This is a genomic window from Cryobacterium melibiosiphilum, assembly GCF_003602235.1.
In the GTDB taxonomy this organism is placed as follows: Bacteria; Actinomycetota; Actinomycetes; order Actinomycetales; family Microbacteriaceae; genus Cryobacterium; species Cryobacterium melibiosiphilum.
On the sequence record NZ_QZVS01000060.1, the window covers coordinates 1 to 21,680 of the forward strand.

15 protein-coding genes are annotated in these 21,680 nt (G+C 62.9%); 3 read left to right on the forward strand and 12 right to left on the reverse strand.

The annotated features are described in order from the left end of the window. Window positions 1–568 precede the first annotated feature (568 nt). Window positions 569–1,735, reverse strand: coding sequence for a glycosyltransferase (locus D6T64_RS03875; protein WP_119971900.1), 1,167 nt, complete (start codon window positions 1,733–1,735; stop codon window positions 569–571). Continuing rightward, window positions 1,732–2,343 carry an LbetaH domain-containing protein gene (locus D6T64_RS03880; protein WP_119971903.1) on the reverse strand — a complete coding sequence of 204 codons (612 nt, stop codon included), beginning with the start codon at window positions 2,341–2,343 and terminating at the stop codon, window positions 1,732–1,734. Before D6T64_RS03880 ends, D6T64_RS03875 begins: the two co-directional genes overlap by 4 nt. Here D6T64_RS03880 and D6T64_RS03885 point away from each other — a divergent pair. From D6T64_RS03885 to D6T64_RS03895, 3 genes are read left to right on the forward strand one after another with little or no spacing between them, the layout of a single operon-like run. Then, entirely contained in the window at window positions 2,337–3,971 is a 1,635-nt protein-coding gene (locus D6T64_RS03885; RefSeq protein ID WP_233550817.1) for a glycosyltransferase family 4 protein, read from the forward strand. The two genes, D6T64_RS03880 and D6T64_RS03885, sit on opposite strands and share 7 nt — an antisense overlap. After that, entirely contained in the window at window positions 3,968–5,020 is a 1,053-nt protein-coding gene (gene gmd / locus D6T64_RS03890) for a GDP-mannose 4,6-dehydratase (RefSeq protein WP_119971909.1), read from the forward strand. Before D6T64_RS03885 ends, gmd begins: the two co-directional genes overlap by 4 nt. Beyond that, complete coding sequence (locus D6T64_RS03895; RefSeq protein WP_119971912.1) at window positions 5,017–6,003, forward strand: GDP-L-fucose synthase family protein; 987 nt, start codon at window positions 5,017–5,019, stop codon at window positions 6,001–6,003. The genes gmd and D6T64_RS03895 overlap by 4 nt, the downstream gene beginning before the upstream one ends. Window positions 6,004–7,041: 1,038 nt before the next feature. Here the strand turns inward: D6T64_RS03895 and D6T64_RS03900 are convergent. The 10 genes from D6T64_RS03900 to D6T64_RS03950 form a co-directional block, all read right to left on the reverse strand. Then, window positions 7,042–9,354 (reverse strand): hypothetical protein, encoded by a 2,313-nt coding sequence (locus tag D6T64_RS03900; RefSeq protein WP_147364451.1) that lies wholly within the window; start codon window positions 9,352–9,354, stop codon window positions 7,042–7,044. A gap of 950 nt (window positions 9,355–10,304) precedes the next feature. Beyond that, entirely contained in the window at window positions 10,305–14,795 is a 4,491-nt protein-coding gene (locus tag D6T64_RS03910) for a phosphodiester glycosidase family protein (protein WP_119971921.1), read from the reverse strand. Between the two features lie 259 nt (window positions 14,796–15,054). Beyond that, window positions 15,055–15,594, reverse strand: coding sequence for a hypothetical protein (locus D6T64_RS03915; RefSeq protein WP_147364452.1), 540 nt, complete (start codon window positions 15,592–15,594; stop codon window positions 15,055–15,057). 245 nt (window positions 15,595–15,839) lie between these two features. Continuing rightward, window positions 15,840–16,340, reverse strand: a complete 501-nt coding sequence (locus D6T64_RS03920; RefSeq protein WP_119971928.1) for a heme-degrading domain-containing protein — start codon at window positions 16,338–16,340, stop codon at window positions 15,840–15,842. Beyond that, entirely contained in the window at window positions 16,340–17,392 is a 1,053-nt protein-coding gene (gene mgrA / locus D6T64_RS03925) for an L-glyceraldehyde 3-phosphate reductase (RefSeq protein ID WP_119971931.1), read from the reverse strand. Before mgrA ends, D6T64_RS03920 begins: the two co-directional genes overlap by 1 nt. Before the next feature lie 37 nt (window positions 17,393–17,429). Then, the gene (locus D6T64_RS03930) at window positions 17,430–18,041 is read right to left on the reverse strand and encodes a bifunctional 4-hydroxy-2-oxoglutarate aldolase/2-dehydro-3-deoxy-phosphogluconate aldolase (RefSeq protein ID WP_119971934.1); all 612 of its coding nucleotides are present in this window, start codon (window positions 18,039–18,041) and stop codon (window positions 17,430–17,432) included. After that, on the reverse strand, window positions 18,029–18,787 hold the full coding sequence (locus D6T64_RS03935; protein WP_119971938.1) for an IclR family transcriptional regulator: 759 nt from the start codon (window positions 18,785–18,787) through the stop codon (window positions 18,029–18,031). Before D6T64_RS03935 ends, D6T64_RS03930 begins: the two co-directional genes overlap by 13 nt. Next, a complete protein-coding gene (locus D6T64_RS03940) occupies window positions 18,784–19,707 on the reverse strand; it encodes a sugar kinase (protein ID WP_119971985.1) in 924 nt (307 codons plus the stop codon). Before D6T64_RS03940 ends, D6T64_RS03935 begins: the two co-directional genes overlap by 4 nt. Further along, window positions 19,685–21,190, reverse strand: coding sequence for a tripartite tricarboxylate transporter permease (locus tag D6T64_RS03945; RefSeq protein ID WP_119971941.1), 1,506 nt, complete (start codon window positions 21,188–21,190; stop codon window positions 19,685–19,687). Before D6T64_RS03945 ends, D6T64_RS03940 begins: the two co-directional genes overlap by 23 nt. Then, complete coding sequence (locus D6T64_RS03950; protein WP_158594793.1) at window positions 21,187–21,678, reverse strand: tripartite tricarboxylate transporter TctB family protein; 492 nt, start codon at window positions 21,676–21,678, stop codon at window positions 21,187–21,189. The genes D6T64_RS03945 and D6T64_RS03950 overlap by 4 nt, the downstream gene beginning before the upstream one ends. Window positions 21,679–21,680: the final 2 nt, after the last annotated feature.

The window sequence follows — 21,680 nt, forward strand, 5'->3', positions numbered from 1 at the left end:
CACCAGTGGTGCTGAGCCGCACCACCACTGGTGCTCTTCCGCACGATCAGTGGGGCTCAACCGCACGATCGGGTGGGGCTCACGGGCTCTAATACTCACGGTACGCTCCGGGCCGAGACCAGGGGCCACGATGTGCTCGAACTCGCCGCCGTGTTAACGCCGACCAGGTCGAGTACGGACCCGTTGCTCGGTCGTTGCACCAGTGGCCCCCGACCGCACGACTGCCCGGCACCTCGGCGCAATGAACGTGGCCCCCGACGACAATATTGAACGGCCCCCACACCGCAAATATTCATGCGATGCCCTCACTGCAGCCACACGATCCGACGCAGGGAGCGGTGTCTGTCTCCAATTCGCATCACGAAATTTTCTCCGGTGGATAATGGGTTCGAAACGCTCGATCTTGTTGTCCGCAGTCGGATAAATCTTTCGTCACCGAGGCTCGGTTTTTCTTGTCCAATCGCTCCGCCGCAAAATGTCGATCGCGGATACTTTCAAAGAGACTGAAGTCAGGACTTGCCGCATTTCTGTGAGCGCAACTCCTTTGTTCGTGGAAGCCTCACACTGTTTATTTGTCTTCCGCGGCCGGTGCTAACAGCGCTGCGGACTCTTCATTGAGGGTTCTGGGGTTTCCATACCGGGCTTCCAGGACGTCCACGACGTGTTGGATGCTGTATTCCTTCTGGACGGCCAATCTTCCTCGGAGCCCCATATCTGTCGCTGCCTTAGGGTCGCGAAGAAGTTTAGAAACTGCGCGAGCTAGGTCCTCCGGGGACCCATCTGTGACGAATCCACAGCGATTCATTTCCACGAATGGCGCTAATGCACACGAGTTTGTGATTACGACCGGTCGCCCGATCGCGAGTGCCTCTATAATTGTCATTCCGAATGGCTCTTCGACTGATGGGAGCACGTATATGGCGCTGGACGCCATTCGACTTTGCGTCTGTGACGGGGCAAGCCCTGGTTCCATGTGTACCCGGTTGCTCAGATTGAATTTATCAATCGTTTGTTCGACATTGACGCGCTCTCCGTCGTCAGGCCCGACGATCGCGTAGCTAGCGTCTGGGAACTCATCCTTCAGAATCTCGGCCATTTCAACGAAGGCCACAGGCCTTTTCCTCACATGCAACCTCGCGAGGAACAACACCTCCACAATGTCAGGTCGTGGCTCGTAAGGTGCTGCCGGAACTCCATTCGGCAGCTCTCGTACGGGGAGGTTTTCAACGGGAAGGACGCCCTTCAGCCCATCTCTCTCCATGTTCGACAGGTAGAAAATTGTGGCGGATCGATTGAGCACTGGACGAGTCGCAAGCATGTCCATAATTCTTGAGGTCAACTTGCTTGACGGCCCAATCATCCCGTGTAACTGGAGATGAAGCGGTACCTGGAGACATGTGAGCAGTAACGCCGTAGGCATTGTTAACAGATCGCGCGCCAAGTGAACGTGGACGACATCAGCCCTGCGGCTCTTCCAAAGAGTCCAAGCTAGCATCTTGAGAGAAAACAATCCCCCGTACCCCGAAGTCCCGAGTAATTTGTGTGCTCGGAATAGTTTCACAGGGACGCCGTCGATGTCTGCGGGAAGAATTCGACCATATCCCATCGCAGTGCCGACCAGTAAGACGTCGTGCCCGCGGGACCTCAGTTCGCGAGTTTGCCGCAAGGCTACTCTGGTCGGACCACCGAATGCGCCATCGGGTGTGAACAAGGGAGCGATGTGGAGAATCTTCATTCGTTACCTTCTTTGACTCGGAAGCGAAACGCGACGAATTCGGCTTGCGGACCTCGTACAATCGCGTTGGCCTTGACGTCACCCGCAACAACAGTCATCGGTTGGAGGAGAGCAGATCGTCCAATATTCGCACCGCCTAGGACGATACACCTCGAGGTAATCCAGGCGCCGGAATGGACATGGATGGGACGCGTCAGTAAACGCATATCCACCCGGTGGGCATGGCTGCCAGTTGTCAGGAACGATTCTTGAGAGACGACGACATCATGACCGATATAGATGTGATCCTGATTGTGAAACCAGACGCCTTCGCCGATCCATGAGTCTGCGCCGATGTGCAACTTCCATGGAAATTTGACCCGTGTACGAGGTCGGAACACGACGCCCGGTCCGATGTCCGCGCCAAATAGGCGGAGCACCGCAACTCGCACCTTCGAGCTGACTTGCCAGGCATTTGTGACGAAGATCAACTCGGCCGCGGCCCAAAGATAAACCGTAAATCTCGAACGGTCCCAAGCTGCACGTTCGCCGGGCGCTGAGGCTAAATTGATCACAGGAGTGATGAAGTTCTCGCGACCCTCGGTCGAGCCAGGTTTTTTCAATGCCATTTCCAGACCATCCCCCACAAATGTTCACGACCCGTGCAACCCGAACAGGTCATAAGAGCAGTTCCATCGTATCGGAGGTAAGCGTATTTGATTTCTGGGGTTATCAAGCCGAATTGGGTCTGCTGCGTTCCTATGCCAAGGTAACCTGTCGTTTGAAACAAGATCTGAATTTACGCGCGGCTCGGCCATCGACCTGTTTGGTCAGGATTTCGCTTCAGGAGAGATCTTTGTGCGTGCCTTTATTTGAAAATCCGAAGACGCTTCAGGCCCAGCGTTTTCAGAGTGATTCAGCGGAGATATTCATGAATGGCATAGCTTCCCCGTCGGCCATGGAGTTAGCAGACATTACGACAACACCTGTCGTCCTCATCATGGGAATAAATTTCTCCCCTGAGATAACTGGCATTGCCCCCTACACCTCTGCTCTGGCTCGTGGACTGCGCGTCCGCGCTTTTGACGTGCGAGTTCTCACGTCACATCCGCATTATCCGGAGTGGAGAGTACGACCTGGATATGGCAAATGGTCCACATCTGAGATCGTCGGCAATGTTCCAGTGGATCGCAAACTGCATTATGTGCCCAAGTCGCCGAAGGGTGTTAAGCGGCTTCTATCAGAGGTTAGTTTCGGTCTGCGTCTCCTGATCGCTCCTTGGGACAACCCTGATGTGGTCGTGCTGATTTCTCCCGCGCTATTCTCGTGTGCACTCGTCTCGCTGCGAGCACGGTTTGGCTCGAACAGGCCGGCCATGAACATTTGGGTTCAAGATCTTTATAGTTTAGGTCTCTCCGAGACTGGCTCTGGAGGCACCTGCGTGACTAAGTTCGTGACTTGGGTGGAGAAGCAGACACTAAATTCCGCTGACGGGGTTGTAGTCATCCATGATCGTTTCGCATCTTATGTAACCAATGTTCTTGGTGTTGATGCTGAGCGAGTTCGAGTGGTTAGAAACTGGACCCATCTTGAAGCCACCTCGCCTCTTGATCCCTCGCAGACGCGAGGCCAGCACGGTTGGAGCGAGGCTGAGACCGTAGTGTTGCATGCCGGAAATATGGGTGTGAAACAGGGGCTCGACAATGTCCTCAGTGCGGCGCGCCTCGCTGATGAGCAGGGGGCCTGCGTTCGGTTCGTACTTCTCGGGAACGGAAGTGAGAAGGCAGGCTTGATTGCCCGTGGTGCTGATATAAAGAGACTGCAATTCATTGACTCGCTGGATGATGTGGGTTTTCAGAGCGCCTTGGGAGCTGCCGACATCCTCTTGGTAAACGAACTCCCCGGCGTATCGGAGATGGCCGTACCCAGCAAACTCACCTCTTACTTCAATGCGCACCGGCCCGTTCTGGCAGCCACAGATCCGAAGGGAGTTACAGCTCTTGAGATTGCGGCCGCTGCGGGTGGTGTTGTCGTACAAGCAGGAGACCCTCAAGCTTTGCTGGACGCAGTTGTCGAGCTCAGTCTCGACCGGGCGCGAGCGGCTGCGTTGGGGGCTAACGGATTTCGCTACCGCAAGGAAGTGCTCGGTGAAGATGCTGCCCTTGACCGTTATGCTCTTTGGATAAGGGGCCTTGCATCGTTGGGCGGTCGCAAGCGCGGCCGGCCCCTGCCCATTGCCACTCGGGGGAATTTATGACTAAGCGCGCGCTCATCACGGGGATCACCGGACAGGACGGCTCGTATCTTGCCGAACTGCTGCTGGCTAAGGGGTACGAGGTGCACGGCCTCATCCGTCGTGCATCGACGTTCAATACTTCTCGAATTGATCACCTCTATGTCGACCCTCACGACCCTGCCGCGAAGTTGTTTCTGCACTACGGAGACCTGAGCGACGGCTCGCGCCTCGTGACTCTGCTCGCTGAGATCCAGCCCGATGAGGTCTACAACCTCGCCGCACAGTCCCACGTGCGGGTCTCTTTCGACGAGCCCGAGCACACTGGCGATACGACTGGCATGGGGACCATTCGTTTGCTGGAAGCTGTTCGTATGTCCGGCATCACGACCCGTTTCTACCAGGCGTCGTCGTCGGAGATGTTCGGTGCCACGCCGCCTCCGCAGAACGAGGAGACTCCGTTCTACCCGCGCTCGCCTTACGGCGCCGCGAAGGTCTACAGCTACTGGATCACCAAGAACTACCGCGAGGCCTACGGTATGTTCGCCGTCAACGGCATCCTCTTCAACCACGAATCGCCCCGCCGCGGTGAAACCTTCGTCACACGCAAGATCACCCGCGCCGTCGCCGCTATCAAGGCCGGCAAGCAGGACCACGTGTACCTCGGCAACCTCGACTCCATCCGAGATTGGGGCTACGCCGCCGAATACGTCGAAGGCATGTGGCGCATGCTGCAGGTCGACGAACCTGACGACTTCGTGCTCGCCACCGGTGGCAACTTCACCGTGCGCGACTTCGTGCAGACCTCGTTCGAGCATGTGGGGCTGAACTGGGAAGAGCACGTCCGCTTCGACGAGCGTTACCTGCGCCCGACCGAGGTCGACGCCCTGGTCGGCGACGCGTCTCACGCTGAGGAAAAGCTGGGCTGGAAGGCCACTGTCGACACCGCAATGCTCGCCCGCATCATGGTCGATGCCGACATCAAGCTGCTCGAGCACGCTGGCCGCGACTGGATCGACACGGTCAAGCTTGTGAGCTGGGGCACCCTGGAGCCCGCGGCGGTTGGTGCGTGAGCGCTGACGAGCGCGACCAGGTCGACTTTAACCCCTCAGCCCTCGACCGCGACGGCCGGTTCTACATCGCCGGCCACCGCGGCCTCGTCGGCTCCGCGATCTGGCGCCGGCTCGAAGCGGAAGGGTTCACCGACCTCGTTGGCCGCACCTCCGCTGAGCTGGACCTAAAGGACCGCGACGCGGTCTTCGCGTTCTTCGCCGAAACGAAGCCGAAGTACGTTGTGCTGGCCGCAGCGAAGGTGGGCGGCATTCTTGCCAACAACAACTACCCGGTCGATTTTCTCAGCGATAACCTGCGCATCCAGGTCAACGTGCTTGACGCTGCGCTGAAGTACGGCGTGGCGCGCCTGCTTTTTCTCGGCTCGTCTTGCATCTACCCGCGGCTGGCGCCGCAGCCGATTCGCGAGGACTCGCTGCTGACCGGACACCTCGAGCCGACGAACGACGCCTATGCGATCGCCAAGATCGCCGGGATTCTTCAGATTCAAGCGGTGCGTCGCCAGTACGGTTTGCCGTGGATTTCGGCGATGCCAACGAACCTGTACGGGCCCGGGGATAACTTCTCGCCGACCGGGTCTCATGTGCTGCCCGCGCTCATCCGTCGCTATGATGAAGCGGCCCAATCGGGAGCTGCCTCGGTCACGAACTGGGGCACCGGCACTCCCCGCCGTGAGTTCTTGCACGTGGACGACATGGCTGCGGCTTGCCTGCACCTCATGGAGCACTACGACGGGCCGGAACAGGTCAACGTGGGCACCGGGAGTGACGTGACGATCCGCGAGATCGCGGAGTCGATCGCTCGGGTTGTCGGATTCACCGGCGCGACCGAGTGGGATACCTCGAAGCCGGACGGGACGCCGCAGAAGCTGCTTGATGTGTCGAAGCTGGCTGACGCCGGGTGGACTGCGGGGATTGGGCTGGATGAGGGCATGGCGTCGACCGTGGCCTGGTACCGCGAGAACGTGGAATCGCTGCGGGAGTAGTTCGACGGTTTGGTGCCGGGGCACGTTCGAAAGGGTGGGTCGCCGGCACCTGAGACGCGACCGTGTTTTGCGAGCTAGCTAGTGAGGCAGAGTCGCGGCAGTGCGCGCTTGCGTGGATCTCGGCTATGGCCCACGAAACCCGCTGAGCCCGGCAACGGGTGTGGGCGGTCAGGAAATGGGCCATGGCCGGGGTGTCGGCGGCGGGGACACCCGCCGCTGCAAGTGTGCCAGTGAGTCGCTCAAGGTGAGAGGGCCGAGCTGCACGGGGCGCGGTCGTGGTCTGAATTCCAGGACGTTTTCTTGTGAAGGGAACACTGCTTCGGGCAGTGGCGTCGGTATCGCCAATTCCGGGTTATCGATGAGGCTGAAGGGATTGGGAGGATTGGGGTGGGTCCATTTGTCGGGTGGCCCGTGTGGGGCTTGCGGCCTGAAACTGAGTATTCGAGCCTCTGAGTCCCACCCGATCGTGCAGGTGAGCCTCACCGGTCGTGCCGAAGAGCGCCCGTGGTGCTGTGGCTCAGCACCGCTGGTCTTCCCCGTCACGGATTACGTGGGGCGGTTTGTTCCCTCGTTGCAGGTGCCAGGGTGGGCCCAGGTGGTGCTGTCGCTGATGCGGTCGCGGATGGCGTCGGAATGGACGCCGCCACGAGCCGATGGTGCGGTGCGCGCGAATGTGACTTGGGCTACTACCACCTCGTCAGAACCGCGCTACCAGACCTCTGGACTCGCGGAACAACAACATCAACGCGCCAGAGCAGCTTTTTAGGTGGGATTTATCCAGGCCGGTTGTGGGGCCGCACGGTACAAGTCGCTCAGCTGAACAGTAGGGCTAGCTCGCCCGACAGGTGCTGCGCATCGAGGCGAGTAATGATGAGACTTCGGAGGGGCGAGGGAGGGACCCGCAGGGAGCGCCTTGTCTAATCCTAAAACAACAGGCCTGACCGCTGGGCAGTATCCCGATCCTACTGAAAGTCATGAGCGTCTGGACCGCTGCCCCGGCACGGCAGCGGCCGTCCCCTTCGTGCATCATGGTCAGACCTAGGACTTGCGCAACAATCCCGTTACCCCCGCCAGCAGGAGCGCGGTCAATATCCAGGAGAAGCCCTTGATAGCGGCAAACAAGATGGCGATCCAAGCGTTCCCCGTGACCTGCCATGCGGCGCTCTGGCCGGTGGTGGCTGCTGGAAGACTTATATCCACGGCGAACAGGACAGGCTGAAAAGTGGGATAGTTGGGCGGGCTCGTCGTGGCGCCAGTAACCCGCAGTGCCTCTGAACGGCCGTTCATAGTTCTGGCCTCGATTGTCTGGGCGCCGGATGCGCTAGGCGTAAACGCTGAGGCGTTTACCGTGCTCACCGCAAAAACAGTGCACCACAACACTGCGATCCATATCAGGACGCGACCCGGTTTGTAGCCGTAGCCGACGAGTGCCCCGTACACCCAGCGGGCGATTTTTGACGCCCAAGGCATTGCCTGCGTAGTCGTCTTCGCCGCCTGGTAGCGCAACCAACGACCGTCTTCTGGCTGCCCGGTTTGATCGTACGTCCTAGCGAGCTCGTGCCAAGGTTGAGCGACAAACTCTTTCTTGTCACCGGCGAGGCCCGGTCCTTCGATGGTGCTCAGCCATTCAGCGGCACTTTTGCGATCGTTGCGGAGGAAGCCACTCACGGCTCCTATGCTCCAACCCTGAGCGGAAGAAAGCGGCGGAAGCCCCCCGTCGGGTTTGGTGTCCTCGACCACCAGAACTTTGATCGTCGTGTGCGCGAGATTGATGCGACCAACAAAAACACACCTATTGTCGAGCAAAAAAGCGCCAACAGTGGCCTCTTGCAGTGTCAGGGCGACCCCGCCGGCGTTGGATAAAGTCGTCTTGACCAGGACGAGCTGTCCGCCAACCGTAAGGCCAATGCCGCGGACTTGCCCTGTCGCGCTCAGCGCGCTCAGGACTGCATTCCCGTCAATCGTGGCCCTGTCCAGGCTCAAAGCGTGCCCGTTAGGGTTGGACAAAGTCGCCTCTTCAAGGGTAAAAAGCCCGCCAATGTGAACGCTCGGGGCTCGGACTTCCCCGGTCGCTGTCAGTTCGTCCAGATACGCACCCCCGTCGATCGTGGCCGTATCAAGGCTCAAAGCATTTCCGTCGGGATTGGACAGAGTCGCCTTGGTCAGGGTTAGCTGGCCGCGAATATGAATGCCGAGGGCTCGGACTTCCCCTGTCGACGTCAATTCCTGCAGGAACGCGCCCCCGTTGATCGTGGCCCTATCCAAACTCAGGGCCTTCCCAGCGGGATTGGACAAAGTCGCCTTGAGCAGGGCAAGCTGTCCGTCGATATGCATCCCTAGGCCGCGAACCTCTCCTGTTGCGGTAATTTCGTTTAGGTACGCATCCCCGTCGATCTTGGCCCCGTCCATGTTCAAAGCCGTCCCATCAGTGTGGAACAAATTCGCCTTGATAAGGCTGAGTTGCCCGCCGACGTGAAGGCCCAAGACCCGAACTCCCCCTGTTGCGGTCAGCTCGTTGAGAAACGCGCCGCCCGCGATATGGCCCGCATCTAGGCTAAGCGCGTCCCCATTAGGATTGGCCAAGGTTGCCTTTCTCAGCGTGAGCTGCCCACCAATCTGAATGCCGAGCGCTCGGACTTCGCCTCTTGCGGTCAGTTCGGAAAAGGACGCGCCGCCATTGATCTTGGCCCCGTCCAGGTTTAGGGCGTTCCCATCAGGGTTAGACAAGACCGCTTTTTTCAGGGAAAGCTGGCCGCTAACCTGAACGTCGAGAGCACGGACTTCTCCTATCGCAGCCAGCTCGTTCATGAACGCCCCTCCGTCGATCTTGGCCCCGTCCAAGCTCAGAGCATCTCCATCGGGGTCGGCTAGAACCGCCTTTGCCAGAGTGAAGTTTCCTTCAATATGAATCCCGTCGGCCTCAACGCTTCCTTCCGAACGCACGCCGGACATTTCGAGATCACCTTTTATTTGTGCGTCGGAAATTTGCATACCTGGAACCACACAATTCGCAAGGCTTAAACCGGGAATTACGGAATGTGTGAATTCGGGTATTTGCTCGAAACGGCATCGATCGAATATCAGGCGACAGACCAATTTTGCGTACTTCAAGTCAAGCGCTCCGATAATAAGCGCTCCACGGATCTGCAGGCCGCGTGGGTCGGCAACCAAGCCTGCTGTGACCAGCAATTCTCGGAGGATTTCGGCGGGAAGCTTGCGCTCTTCCAGCCATGAATCGGAGGCGAGGGCGGTAACATCATCGTCATCGATCCCTGGAGCAAGGTCCAGGAGCGACCCGGCTTCAACGGAGGATTTTAGCCGGTCATACCAAATACTTGCATCCGCGGTCATAATTATGTATATCAGCAGCCTTGCCAGGCCCGAGCGCGTCGTTGTCGAGTCGAGGTGCCGTGTTGCCGAGCGTGGACCTAAGCGATTGCGCTTCTCGGAGTCGCACGTTGTAAGTTGTCGTCGTGTCGTGTCGTGTCGTGTCGTGTCGTGTCGTGTCGTGTCGTGCCGTGCCGTGCCGTGCCGTGCCGCATTCGCTCAGAGCAAAGTCGTCGCCACGCTTGCAATGGCTCCACGGGATGCAATCGGGGATCGGAGTAGGGCCGTCGACCCGATGCTCGCCAAGGACCGGGTCGCCAAGAGTCGGCTGTTGGACTATCTGCGCAAGGCGGGGCACGAAGCAGATTTTGACCCGACTGAGACGAACGCACCCTTCCTAACTGGGCGGAGGCCGTTACTGCGCTTGTTTCGCTTCTCACATTCGCGACAGTGATCTTCGCACTTGTTCCGGTCATGTTTCTTAATCGGCAGATTCATCGTGAACTCGAGTCCTTGTATCTCGAACGCTATTGGGTTCTGATGGGCCGACGCCCGACAAAGTTCGCGCGCCAGGGCGTTCCTGGGCGCGCTGACAGAATGGTGATCCGCGCGTACCTACAACTCAGTGAAGACCAGCTTGGTTTACGGGCTGTCGGGAGGGTCACTGTCATTTGGAGCTTTTGGAAAAACGAAATTGCCCGACAATGTCGCGTGCGTGCTTACTCCAAAGAGTTAGATCGCGCGCCCTCAGGTGCATACCCGCAAGTCCGATGGATGCTCGCCAACGACTCAAACTACGACCCCCTCAACAGGTCTCGTCTGTGGAGGACGGTACGAGGGCTTTGACGTTCTCGTTCACGAAAGTCTTTCTCGGACTCTGATCAGGCTTGTCGAGGGCAAGCGGTCATCACGGATGACGCGGAAGCGCGTCGCCAGCACGGCACAGGCCCTGGCAACATCGCGTTGCCGATTCATTACAGTGCGGTCGAGCGGCGGCGGTGGTTCACGAGCAGCAGCCCACCGCCGAGCACGAGCAGCACCAGCGCTGCCAGGGCGCCGCCCGCTTCGAACCCGGTTGAGCTGAGCTCGTCGGGAGTCGCATCTGCGCTGGTGGCGTTGCCGACGCTACCGGGGGTCGAGGGAGTCGTGGGCGTGGCCACCTCGAACGGCGCCCAGCCCACCAGCTTGTTCTGCAGGTCGAAGACCGCGATCTTGTGGGAGCCCGGGGCGAAGGCCGAGACATCCACTGTGATGGCGCCGCCGGTGACCTGGCGCCAGCCGAGCGGTGTGGCCACCGAGAAGCCCTGGGCCGAGAGCCAGTCGTCTTCGCGTGCGCTCGAGCCCGTGAGATCGAGCGTGGCCCGGCCGTCGACGACCGCGACGGTCACGCCGCCGGCGTTGTCGTCGACGAGTTCGGCGTCGATGAGCGGCGACTGCGGCTGGGCGACGACCGGTTGCTGATCGATCGTCAAGGCGGGGGTCGTGGCCGTCGCCGAGCCATAGCCCGCGGCGGTGGACGTGACCCGCACCGACAGGGCCCGCGCGGCGTCGGCTGCGGTCACCAGATAGGTGTTCGTGTCAGCGTCGGCAATGACCTCGCCGTCGCGCAGCCACTGGTAGCGGGCGTTCGTCGCCATGTTCCAGACCGCCGGCGTGACGGTGAGGGTGGCGCCGAACGCTCCGACACCGCTGAGCACCGGGGCGGTCTGCAGCTCGAGGTCGCCCGTGCCCACGGTCACGGTATTCGACACGAAGACGGCGGGGGAGTAGCCAAACTGCGTGACCGTGGCCCGCACGCCCAGGGTCTGGGCGGCATCCGTCGCGGTCGGAGTATAGGTGGGCCCGGTCGCGCCGGAGATCTCGTCGTCGCCGCGCAGCCACTGCAGGCTGAGTTCGGCGCCGTCGGGCGTGGTCCAGCCCTGTTGCGCGGCGGTGAGGGTGGCGCCGACCTTCGGCGTGCCCGTCACCTCGACCTGCGCGTCAGCGAGGTCGAAGTCGCGCAGGGCCACCGTGATCTGCTGGCTGACCGTCTCGGCGCGCACCGTCACCCGCAGTTCGGCGGTGCCGTCGGCGACTGCCGTCACCGTGCCGGTCTCGGGGTCGGCGGCGACGATGGTGCCGGTGGGGGCATCCGCCGCCGTTCCGACGAAGACGCCCGCTCCGGCCCACTTGGTGGAGACCGGCCAGGCCGCCGGCACCGTGCGGTCGTCGTGGCCGGCGTCCTGGCCGAATTCGGCCGATATCTCGGCGGTATCGCCCACGATCAGGGTCTCGGGCGCGGTGAGCGCCAGGGTGCCCACGTCGATGCGGGGCTTGGTCTCGACCTCGAGCCAGGGCTCGGTGGCGCCGGCCCACGCGCCCTGGGCGGGGTCGATGCCGAGCATGGTCCAGCCGGTGAAGCCGCCGTTGTCAGGAGAGGAGGCCGGGCCCTTGCCCGAGTTGCCGTTGATCACATACGGCACGCCGTCGATGCTGGAGGCATGGAAGGCGCCGACGTGGCCGGCGATGTAGGCCGCCGACTTGCCGGACTCCGCACGGAAGTCCTGCAGCCAGGTGTCGATCATCGCGGCTTCGTTGCGGTCGGAGAGCTGGCTGCTCTTGGTGGCCAGCGGATCATTGGTGGGCATGTGCGAGACGAAGAGCACGCCGGTCACACTCGGGTCGGCGGCCGCCGCATCGAGCTGGTCGCGGGTCTCCTTCACCTGCGCGAAGTCGCTGCGCAGCAGGCCCGTCGCCGAGCTGGTCGTGATGAACCGGGTGCCTTGCACGTCGAAGACGTTGCTGGTGGCGCCGAACGCGGCCCGAAAGTTCTCGATCGAGGCGCCCATGATCTCGTGGTTGCCGGGAACGTAATACCAGGGGAACTCGACGCCGGCCAGTTCCTCGTCGAGGATCTCGCGGGCCAGTTCGAAGTCGGCCGCCGAGCCCTCGTCGACCAGGTCGCCGTTGATGAGCAGCACGTCGGGCTTTTCGGCCACGATCTCCTGCAGGGCCTTGCGGGCGCCCGTGACCTGATAGCTCTCGGGGTCGCGGGCGACGAACTGCGCGTCGGACATGACCGCGACCCGCAGGTCTTCATCGTCGGTGCCGCCGGTCTCGGTCACGATCGCGTCGGTCGGGCGTTCCACCTCGGGCGCCACGATGCCTTCGGGCGGCAGGTAGGCGTAGATCTTGGAGAATTCGAGCGCGCCGGTGTACTGCTTGGCGGCGACGGTCTCGAGGGCACGGATGCGCTCGAGCTTCAGCGGAAAGCTGAAAGTCTCCGGCACGCTGAATTCGACCCGCTTCCAGCCGGTCCAGGTGATGTGCCGTGCCTCCGATCCCTCGGGGCCGTCGATCCAGTTGCGCACCCCGTTGGCCTGCATCACCTGCAGCCGCAGCCACGACCCGTTGCCGTCGCCCTTGAGCCAGACCGACAGCTTCTGCGGACGGCCCGGAATGTCAATGCCGCCCGTGCCCCCGCTGACCGCGCCGGGTGCCACGGCGTAGCGCCCGCGGGTTCCGGTCGAATCGGTGAAGTCATAATTCAGACGGATGCTGCCGCTTCCCTCGTGTCCTTCCCCCGCTTCGATCGACCCCACCGGGGCCCGGTCCTGCGCGGTGGTCCACCCGGAGATGTCGCTGAAGTCGTCGATGACGCGCACCTCGAGCGGCACGGAGGCGGCCACCTCGACGCTCTGACCGCCGGCGGTGAACACGAGTGTGGCCGTGCCGTCGGTGGCGGTCGCCGAGACCAGAAAACTGCCGTCGGTCTGGGCCTCGACCGAGAACGCGGCCGGATTCGAGTTGCTGACGGTCACGTCGGCGGCCTCGAGCGGGGCGGTGAAACCCTGAGCGTCATGGCCGACCAGTTCCACGTCGGTGGTGGAACCCTGAGCTTCGAGGGTGAGGACCTGGGTGTCGGTGGTGATGCGCGAGATCGGTCCGAGCACGTCGACGGATGCCTCACCCGTCGCGGCCCCGCTGGTCGCCGTCACCACGGTCTGGCCCGACGTGACTCCCGTGAGGATGCCGTCGGCGGAGACGGTCGCGAGAGTGTCGGCATCCGTCGCCCAGTTCGTGCCGGTGGTGTCCACCGGCGCATTGGCCTCGTCGTGGCCGTCAGCGGTGAGGGTGCGGTGCAGCCCGGGGAAGACGCGCAGGGCGTGGTCGCCGGTGGTCTGCGCGGTGACGTTGAAGCCGGTGAGGGTGCCGGAGCTGGGCTGGGAGAGGAAGAAGCCGAGCCCGTTGCCGTCGCGGCGGGGAAAGCCATCGGAGGGGGTGTTCTGAATGGTGGAGAAGTCGTCGCCGGCTTCGCGCACGTTCATCTGGCTCGATCCGCCGCCGTCGGCGTTGGTCGCGTTGGCGGCGCCGAGCTCCTTCATGAACTGGCCCTGCTCGGTGAGGGTCATGCCGCGTGCGGTTGCGCTGCGGCCGCCCAGCACGGCGAAGTAGGCGGTGGCGCCGTCGGCGCTGAAACCGACCATCGTGCGGGGGTGCAGTTCGCTGTTGTTGATCTGCTCGACGACACCGTCGGTGAGGATGCGGTGCCAGGCTCCGGCGGCTTCGCACACCTCGAGGGCGCCCGCGTCGATTGCGTAGTCGATGAGCACGGTGTCACCGGCCTCGAGGGTGGCCATCTGGGTGGCGGCGGCGGTGCCGGCGTTCGCGACGAGCGCGATCACATCGTTTGGAAGCTGTCCGTCGCCGACGGTATCGGAGACGGAGACGACCGAGCCGTCGAGGGCCGAGACCTGAACCTCGATGCCGGCGCCGGCGGCGAGCACCCGGGTTCGGGAATAGCTACCCCACTGCGTGTTGAACAGGGTGAGGCCGTCGGTCGGCATCGAGAAGACGTTCACGCCGGTGATCGGCAGGGACTGGTCGCCGAAACCGGCGGTGCCCTGCAACAGCAGGTCGACGAGGGAGCCCATGCCGTTCTCGTCGATGACGATCGACGGGGCCGCGTCGGAGTTGCCCGATTTCAGAATTTCGCCGTCGCGCACACCCCAGCCGGCCGCGGCCGTGGAGTTGTTGATGTCGAAGCGGTCGAGATTGATTCCGGCCAGAGCGCCCACGCTGTCGGTCATCTCGGTGACCGTGCCGCCGGTGCCAGCGACGGTCGGTGGGGTCAGATAGCCCACCCGCACGGTTTCGGCGCTGAGCTCGGCCTTCAGAATGTTGACCTGCTGCCAGCCCTGGGCATCGAGCCGTTCGTACTTCACGTGCACCAGGCCGGGCGCGACCTGAGTGCGCTCGAGCTCGTTGACGATGGCGGTGCCGCCGGCGTCGAGGTTCATGCCATCGACGACCAGCGGGGTCGCGGTGGTCGTCGATGCGGATGTCGCGGCGAAGGCCATGCTTGCCGGCTCGGCCCAGAAGGTGCTGAACGCCACGGCGGCCGTGGCCACGAGGGCTACCGCACTCAGACTTCGTCGTCGCAGCGCGATCGGTCGACTACGTTCGTGCGCGATCAGTGCAGACATGATGATTCCCCCAAGAGACGGCGTGCGAGCGAGTACGCAGTGACATCCTGTGGGTTGCCCATGGCTCTGCTATGGACTGTTGATGAACAGGATCGGGCCGGGAGGTGGCATCCGTCACCGCCACGGGGTGAGCGGGTCTTGAGGCCGGCTTGCGGGGTTTCGACCGCTCCTTCGTCGTGGCTCAACCAGCGAAGGGGTTTCGTGCTGAAAGTTGCGGAGCGTCACTCGGGGCGGTGGAGCATCCGTCGTTCATGTCGTGCTAGTTGGGCGGCAGCGGAGGTAAGGCGTGGAGGTGGCGCGGGCGGTCGAGCTCCTCGGTGCGTATTCTCTTGAGGCCTCGACCGTTCGTTTCGTGTGGCTCGACGTGCGAAACCGTGAAGTGGGCCCAAGCGGAGGCGGAAGGCTCGACCCGCGGCGGCTCGGGCTCGGCGTTCAGCTTGTCGAGGGCGGCCGCGGCGCGCGCCTTCACGGCCTGGGCGGCCTTGGTGACGATGAGGCGCAGCACTTCGTTGCATCGGGGGTTGGGGCAGTCGAAGCGCACTTGGTTGCCGACCTGCGTCATGGTGCGGCGCTGGTGGCAGCGGTAGCAGTCTGGCTGCCCGTAGATGATGAGCAGGTCGGGGTGGACGAGTTCCTCGAAGGTGGGGCAGAAACGGTTGACGCAGAGGTCGTTGATGCAGGCCCATTCGAAGGTGTAGGAGTGGGTGACCTCTTCCATGGGCAGTTCGCAGTCGGCGCAGACGGGCGGCGCAGGGTTGGGCCGGGCAGATGCGACATCGGGGCCTCGGTTAGCGGTCATGGGCGTTACCGTAGCGGTTTGGTGGGTGGCTGGCGAGGGGGTGCCATCGCGGGAATCTTTTCGAGGAGGCTCTGCAACACGCGCGCACATCCCAGCAAGAACTCGGCCAGGCACTCAGGGTCACCCCGGGGCGCGTGACGTGACGGAGGATCGTCGTAATGGCGCCGTGCCAATGAATTCGATGACCACGGCGGCGCCGCCGTTGAGGGACACGACAGCGCAGCCGCCAACGACGGGTCGCGAGCCTAGTGAGCCACACCGACCTGCTCACGGTATAGCCGTAGCTGCTCGACGACGAAAGCGTGGTCCTCGAGCTGAGGCAGACCCGATACCCCGACCGCTCCGATCACGCCCGAATCGATCAGGCGAATCGGAAACACTCCGCCGTTGGCGGCGTATGACTCGGGGGAGAGCCGCGACTCCGCTTCAAAATTGCGACCGAGTTCGCGGAACTGCTCGCCCACACCCATCGAGCTACGCTCGAAATGCAACGCCGCCCGGGTCTTGCGCTCCAGCCAGACCTCGTTGTCGCGCGAGGCTCCCGGCAGCGCGGTCTGGAACACGCAGAGCCGACCGAGGGTGATTCCGATCACGAGAGGCAGGGATCGAGCATGCGCTGCGGCCCGCAACTGAGCGCCGAGCACCCACGCGTCTTCACGGGTGAAGGACACGAAGACCAGTTCAGCCTCTTCGCGCAAAATCTGTTCATGCAGACTCTCGTCGTGTGGGCCCGACATGTCGCTCATCAGGCGTTGCTCGATGCAGCCCAGATGTTCAGGCCGCCGTCTTGCGCTGACACGTTGATGCGGGCGAGTTCGTCGGCGGTGAACGTGGTGTTCTCGACGCCTCGAACCGAATCTTCCAGCTGGCTGGGGCGGCTGGCACCGACAAGCACAGAGGAGACGCGCTGATCCTTCAACAGCCAGGCGACCGCCATCTGGGCGAGGGTCTGCCCGCGTTCCGCAGCGATCACGTTGAGCTCACGCACGTGGTCGAGGTTGGTCGTGCTCAGCATGCCGTCCTTCATCGTCTTGCCCTGCGTGGCCCGGGAATCGGCGGGAATGCCGTTGAGGTATTTGTCGGTCAGTAGCCCCTGCGCCAGGGCTGAGAACGCAATGCACCCCACGCCCTCGTCGCCGAGCACCTGCAACAGGCTCGGTTCCCCCACTTCGACCCAGCGGTTGAGCAGCGAATACGACGGCTGGTGAATGACCAGCGGGGTTCCGAGGCTTCGCAGGGCTGTGATCATTTCGAGGCTCCGGGCCGCCGAGTAGGAGGAGATGCCCACGTAGCGCGCCTTGCCCTCCCGCACCGCGCTGTCCAAAGCGCCCGCCGTCTCTTCAATTGGAGTTTCGGGATCGAAACGGTGGCTGTAGAAAATGTCCACGTAGTCGAGCCCGAGGCTGGTCAGCGAGGTCTCGAGGCTGCCGAGCAGGTATTTGCGCGATCCGCCGCTGCCATACGGACCCGGGTAGAAGGGGTAGCCGGCCTTGGTGGAAATGATGAGTTCATTGCGCAGACCCGAGAAGTCTTCCTCGAGAAGACGGCCCACGTTGCGCTCGGATGCCCCCATCGGTGGTCCATAGCCGTTGGCGAGGTCAAAGTGCGTGATGCCCAGGTCGAAGGCGCGCTGCATGATGGCGCGCTGGTTGTTGATGGGCACATCGTCGCCGAAGTTGTGCCACATACCCAGTGACACGGCAGGTAGGCGCAGTCCGCTGGTGCCCACGCGCCGGTACTGCATCGTGTCGTAACGTTCACTGGCGGGGGCGTAGGCCGGGGTGATCCGTGCGGTCATGAGTGTTCTCTTTCTGAAATCGAGGGCAGGCGGGTTGTCATACGGGGCTCAACAGGAGTGACAGCAGATCAAGCTGGGCGCTGTCTTCCAGCGCCGATCCCACGGCGACGACGGATGCCCCCGCCGCCAGATACGCCGACGCGTTGCGTGCGTTCATTCCCCCGGTGGCCACAATCTTCAGCTGCGGAAATGGTCCCTGCATAGCGCGAAACCAGTCTTCACCGAGCGTGGCGGCGGGAAAAGCCTTCACCCAGGTGAGACCCAGATTCTGTGCCCGCTGGATGTCCGATGCCGTGGCGACTCCGGGCAGGTGAGCCATGCCGGCCGCGAGGCTGGCCGCGGCCACGACCTCGTCCAAACCCGGGGAAACGGTGAAGGCCGCGCCGACACCCGCCGCCTGGGCCACGTGCGTGGTGCTGGTTACCGTGCCGGCGCCAACGCTCAGACCGCGCTGGGCGCCGGCTGCAACGGTCAGGGCCAGCGCGTTGATCGCCTGTGCCGATTGAATCGGCACCTCGACGCAGCGGATGCCCAGATCCCACGCTCTTTCGGCCAGCTCCACCGTACGCTCGGGTGAAAACCCGCGCAGGATTGCCATGACCGGGGTGCCATCGAATTGCGTGTTGAACCAGTTCTCTAGGGACGCCATCCCAACTCCTTTGATATCGCTGCAGTGATTTCGGTCAGTCGAGGTAGAAGCATCCGCAGATCGTCGAGTCCGGCGCGGGCCTTCAAGGCTGTGATCGACACTGCGGCCATCACCTCACCGGTGAAATCCCGGATGGGCATAGCCACACAATTGATGAAGTCTTCGAACTCGGCATCGTCGATCGCAAAACCTTGCTCGCGGACGGTCTCAAGCTGCGCCGTGAACGCCTCGAGTGACGTGATGGTGTTGCTGGTCTTGCGCACGAAATCAGCCCCGGACAACACCTCGGCCACGATCGACGGGGGCTGGTAGGCCAGAATCGCCTTGCTGACTCCGGCGGTGTGCAGCGTGACCGCCTGCCCGATCTGCGAATACAGTCGCACCATTCCCGGTTGGTCGATCTTGTCGGCATAGACGATGGATCGACCGTCCAAGGCGGCCAGGTGGATGGTGTGCTGGCATTCCCCCGCCAGTTCCTCCAGGAAAGGACGGGCCACATGCGCGAGATCGAATTGTTCAAGGGCAAGCTGGGCCAGCCCGGCGAGGCGGTAGCCCGCACCGTAACGACCGTCGGCGTGTTTGCGGCTCAGGCCGGTTTCGACCAGGGAATCCAGGGTGCGCATGGCCGTCGAGCGGTGGATATCGAAGTGCACGGCGACCTCGCTCTGGGAGCGGGGTTGCACACACACGAATTCCAGAATCTCCACGGCGCGTTGAATGCCGTGCGACGCTTTATCCCCGGTCATACGGGAGCAAAATCGTTGAGGCTGCGCAGTGCTCGCGCCGCGAGGTCGTGCCCCTGGCTGAGTCGCTCTTCAACGGATGCGCCCGCCAGGTATCCCGCGAGATAGCCCGCCGCAAACGCGTCGCCGGCCCCGACGACCTCCAGAACCTCGACCGTGTGAGCGGGCACAAATGTTTCCGTGTCGGCCGTCACCTGGGTGGCGCCCACTGAACCGTTCTTGATGACCAGGGCCCCGGGCGCGTGGAGGTGACGGAAGAGGTGCTGCGGATCGTCGATGCCCCACAGCGCCTGGGCCTCGTCGAGACCGACGAACACGATGTCAGCGCGGCGGGCGAGGTCCAGAAGTGCGGGAGCGGCGGCCTCTGGCGACCAGAGACCAGGTCGGTAATTGACATCGAACGACACCGTGGTGGCGAATCCTGCTGCGGCGGTGAAGACGGCATCCAGCATGGCATGGCATTCCGGTGACAGGCCGGCGGTGATTCCCGAGACGTGCACCACTGGTGTCGCGGCCCAATCGATGCCTTCGAGCAGGTGGGGGGTCATCGTGGATGCTGCGGATCCGCTGCGGTAGTAGTAGACCGAAGTGGATGCCCGACCCGGGTCCTTGAAGTAGACGCCGGTCGGAGCATCCGGCAGTACCCGAACCCGTGACGTGATCACGTTGTGCTTGCTGAGTTCTGCCAGCAAACGCCGACCCAAGGGGTCGTCGCCCACCTGGCTGAGCCATTCTGCGGAGTGCCCCAGCTCGCTGAGATAGAGGGCGACTGTGGATTCGGCTCCCCCCAGAGACAGAGTGAACAGCTCGGCGTGTTCGAGGTCGTCGGCCGTGGTGGGGGCGACCAGGACCATGGTTTCGCCGATGCAGAGCACCGGTGCGCGACCGGTCACTGCGTGATCAGTGAGTGCGGGTATGGGCATGAGCACGAATCTTTCTGGCTATGAGGAGGGATCGAATCACCGGGACCGTAACTGCCAGAAGGCTCAGCAGGAGCAGGAAAACGGCGATCGGGCTGGTGTACAGGGCAGCTCCCTCGTCGATGAGGAGCGCGCGACGCAGGTTGCCTTCGGCGAGCGGACCCAGGATGAGTCCAAGAACCAAGGGACCGGCCGGAAAATTGAATCTTTTCATGACCAGAGCCAGCAGCCCGAAAGCGAACATGACGCCGACATCGAAAACACTGTTCTGAACGGCAAACGTGCCTACGAGACAGAACACGATGATCACGGCCCAGAGGTAGCGCTGGGGCAGGGTGAGAAGTTTCACGACGCCGCGCATTCGCACGAGGGCGAGGCCCAGGGCCAGAATCGTGGCGGCGATCATGATGGTCGCAAGGCTGAAAACGAGGTCGGGGTGGTTGACGAAGAGCCCTGGCCCGGGCTGCAGGCCCCAGACCACCATGGAGCCGATCATGACCGCCATCACGGAGTCGCCCGGAACGCCGAGGGCGAGGGTCGTCATGACCGAACCGCCCATCGTCGCCGTGCTGGCGCTGTCGGGAGCGGCCACGCCCTCCAAAGAGCCCGTGCCGAATTTTTCCGGAGTCTTGGACGCCCGTCGGGCTTGGTCCCAGCTGATGATGCCGGCGATGTCGCCGCCGACCGCGGGGACGACGCCGACGACCAGCCCGACGCCGACACCGATTGCCGTGGGCTTACGCAGTTCGCGTCGCTGGGCGCGGTTCGGCCACCATTCGCCCAGCTGGGTGATGGGCTTGGGCGACTTGCCCTTGCGGGACTCGATGATCTGATTGAACAGTTCGGCGATGCCGAATAGCCCGATGATGGCTGCGATGAAGGGGATGCCCGAGCTCAGCTCCGGAATTCCGAATGTGAACCGGGTGTCACCCGTGATCGGGTCGCGTCCCACGGCCCCGAACAGCAGGCCGACAGCGCCTGCGATCAGACCTTTGGTCACATTGCCGCCGGAGACGCCGACCATCATGGTCAGCCCGAACACCACGAGGGCGAACATCTCGGCCGGCCCGAATCGCAGCGCGAAGGCGGCTACGGGCTGCGCAGCGAAAATCAAGATGAGGATGCCGGCCAGCGCGCCGACGGCGGACACCAGTGCAGAACTGGTCAGCGCTATCCCGGCACGACCGGCCTTGGCCATGGGATAGCCGTCGAACGTCGTCGCGATCGATGCCGGGGTGCCGGGAGTGTTGATGAGAATCGCGGGAACACGGTCGCCGAACTGGGCGGCCACGTAGATGGAGAGCAGAACGGCGAGCCCCTGAAGCGGCTCAAGGGTCAGGGTGAACCCCGCTGCGAGGGCTACGGCCATCGTGGCGCTGATGCCGGGCACCGCACCCACCAGGGTTCCCAGTAGAACGCCGACGACCAGGCACAGCCCGATGGTCGGGTCGATGAGGGCGGCGAAGCCGGTGATTGCGTCGTTCATAGGGGTACCCGCAGCAGGAGTCCGAACAGCCCGTAGAGCACGGCCGTTGTGACTATCGGAAAGACGATCAGGGCCTTCGGCCCGCGAGCGCCGGTCACGAAGACCAGCGCCGCGAGGAACAAGACGGTCACCACGATGAAGTGCAGGTAGAGCCAGGCAACGCCGTATCCGACGATGAGGAGCAGAACGATAGCGAGCTGCATGAGCCCGTGTCGGCTGAGGGGGGCATTGCCGGATCGTTCCCGGTGGAAGAACGCCGCAACCGCCAGGGCTGCTCCTCCGACGATCAGCAGCATTCCCATCAGGGCGGGCCACCACGTGGGCCCGAAGGTCCCTTCGCTGCGTGACACGGTGATCGATTCCGACAGCACGATCACGCCAGCGCCAGCGGATGCCACGACGAGAGCTGCGAGAAAAGCGCTGCGCCGGGTAGGCACCACCATCAGCGCGGGAGTTTCGGGGTCGTGCTCGGGAGTGGTGTGCTCCATCG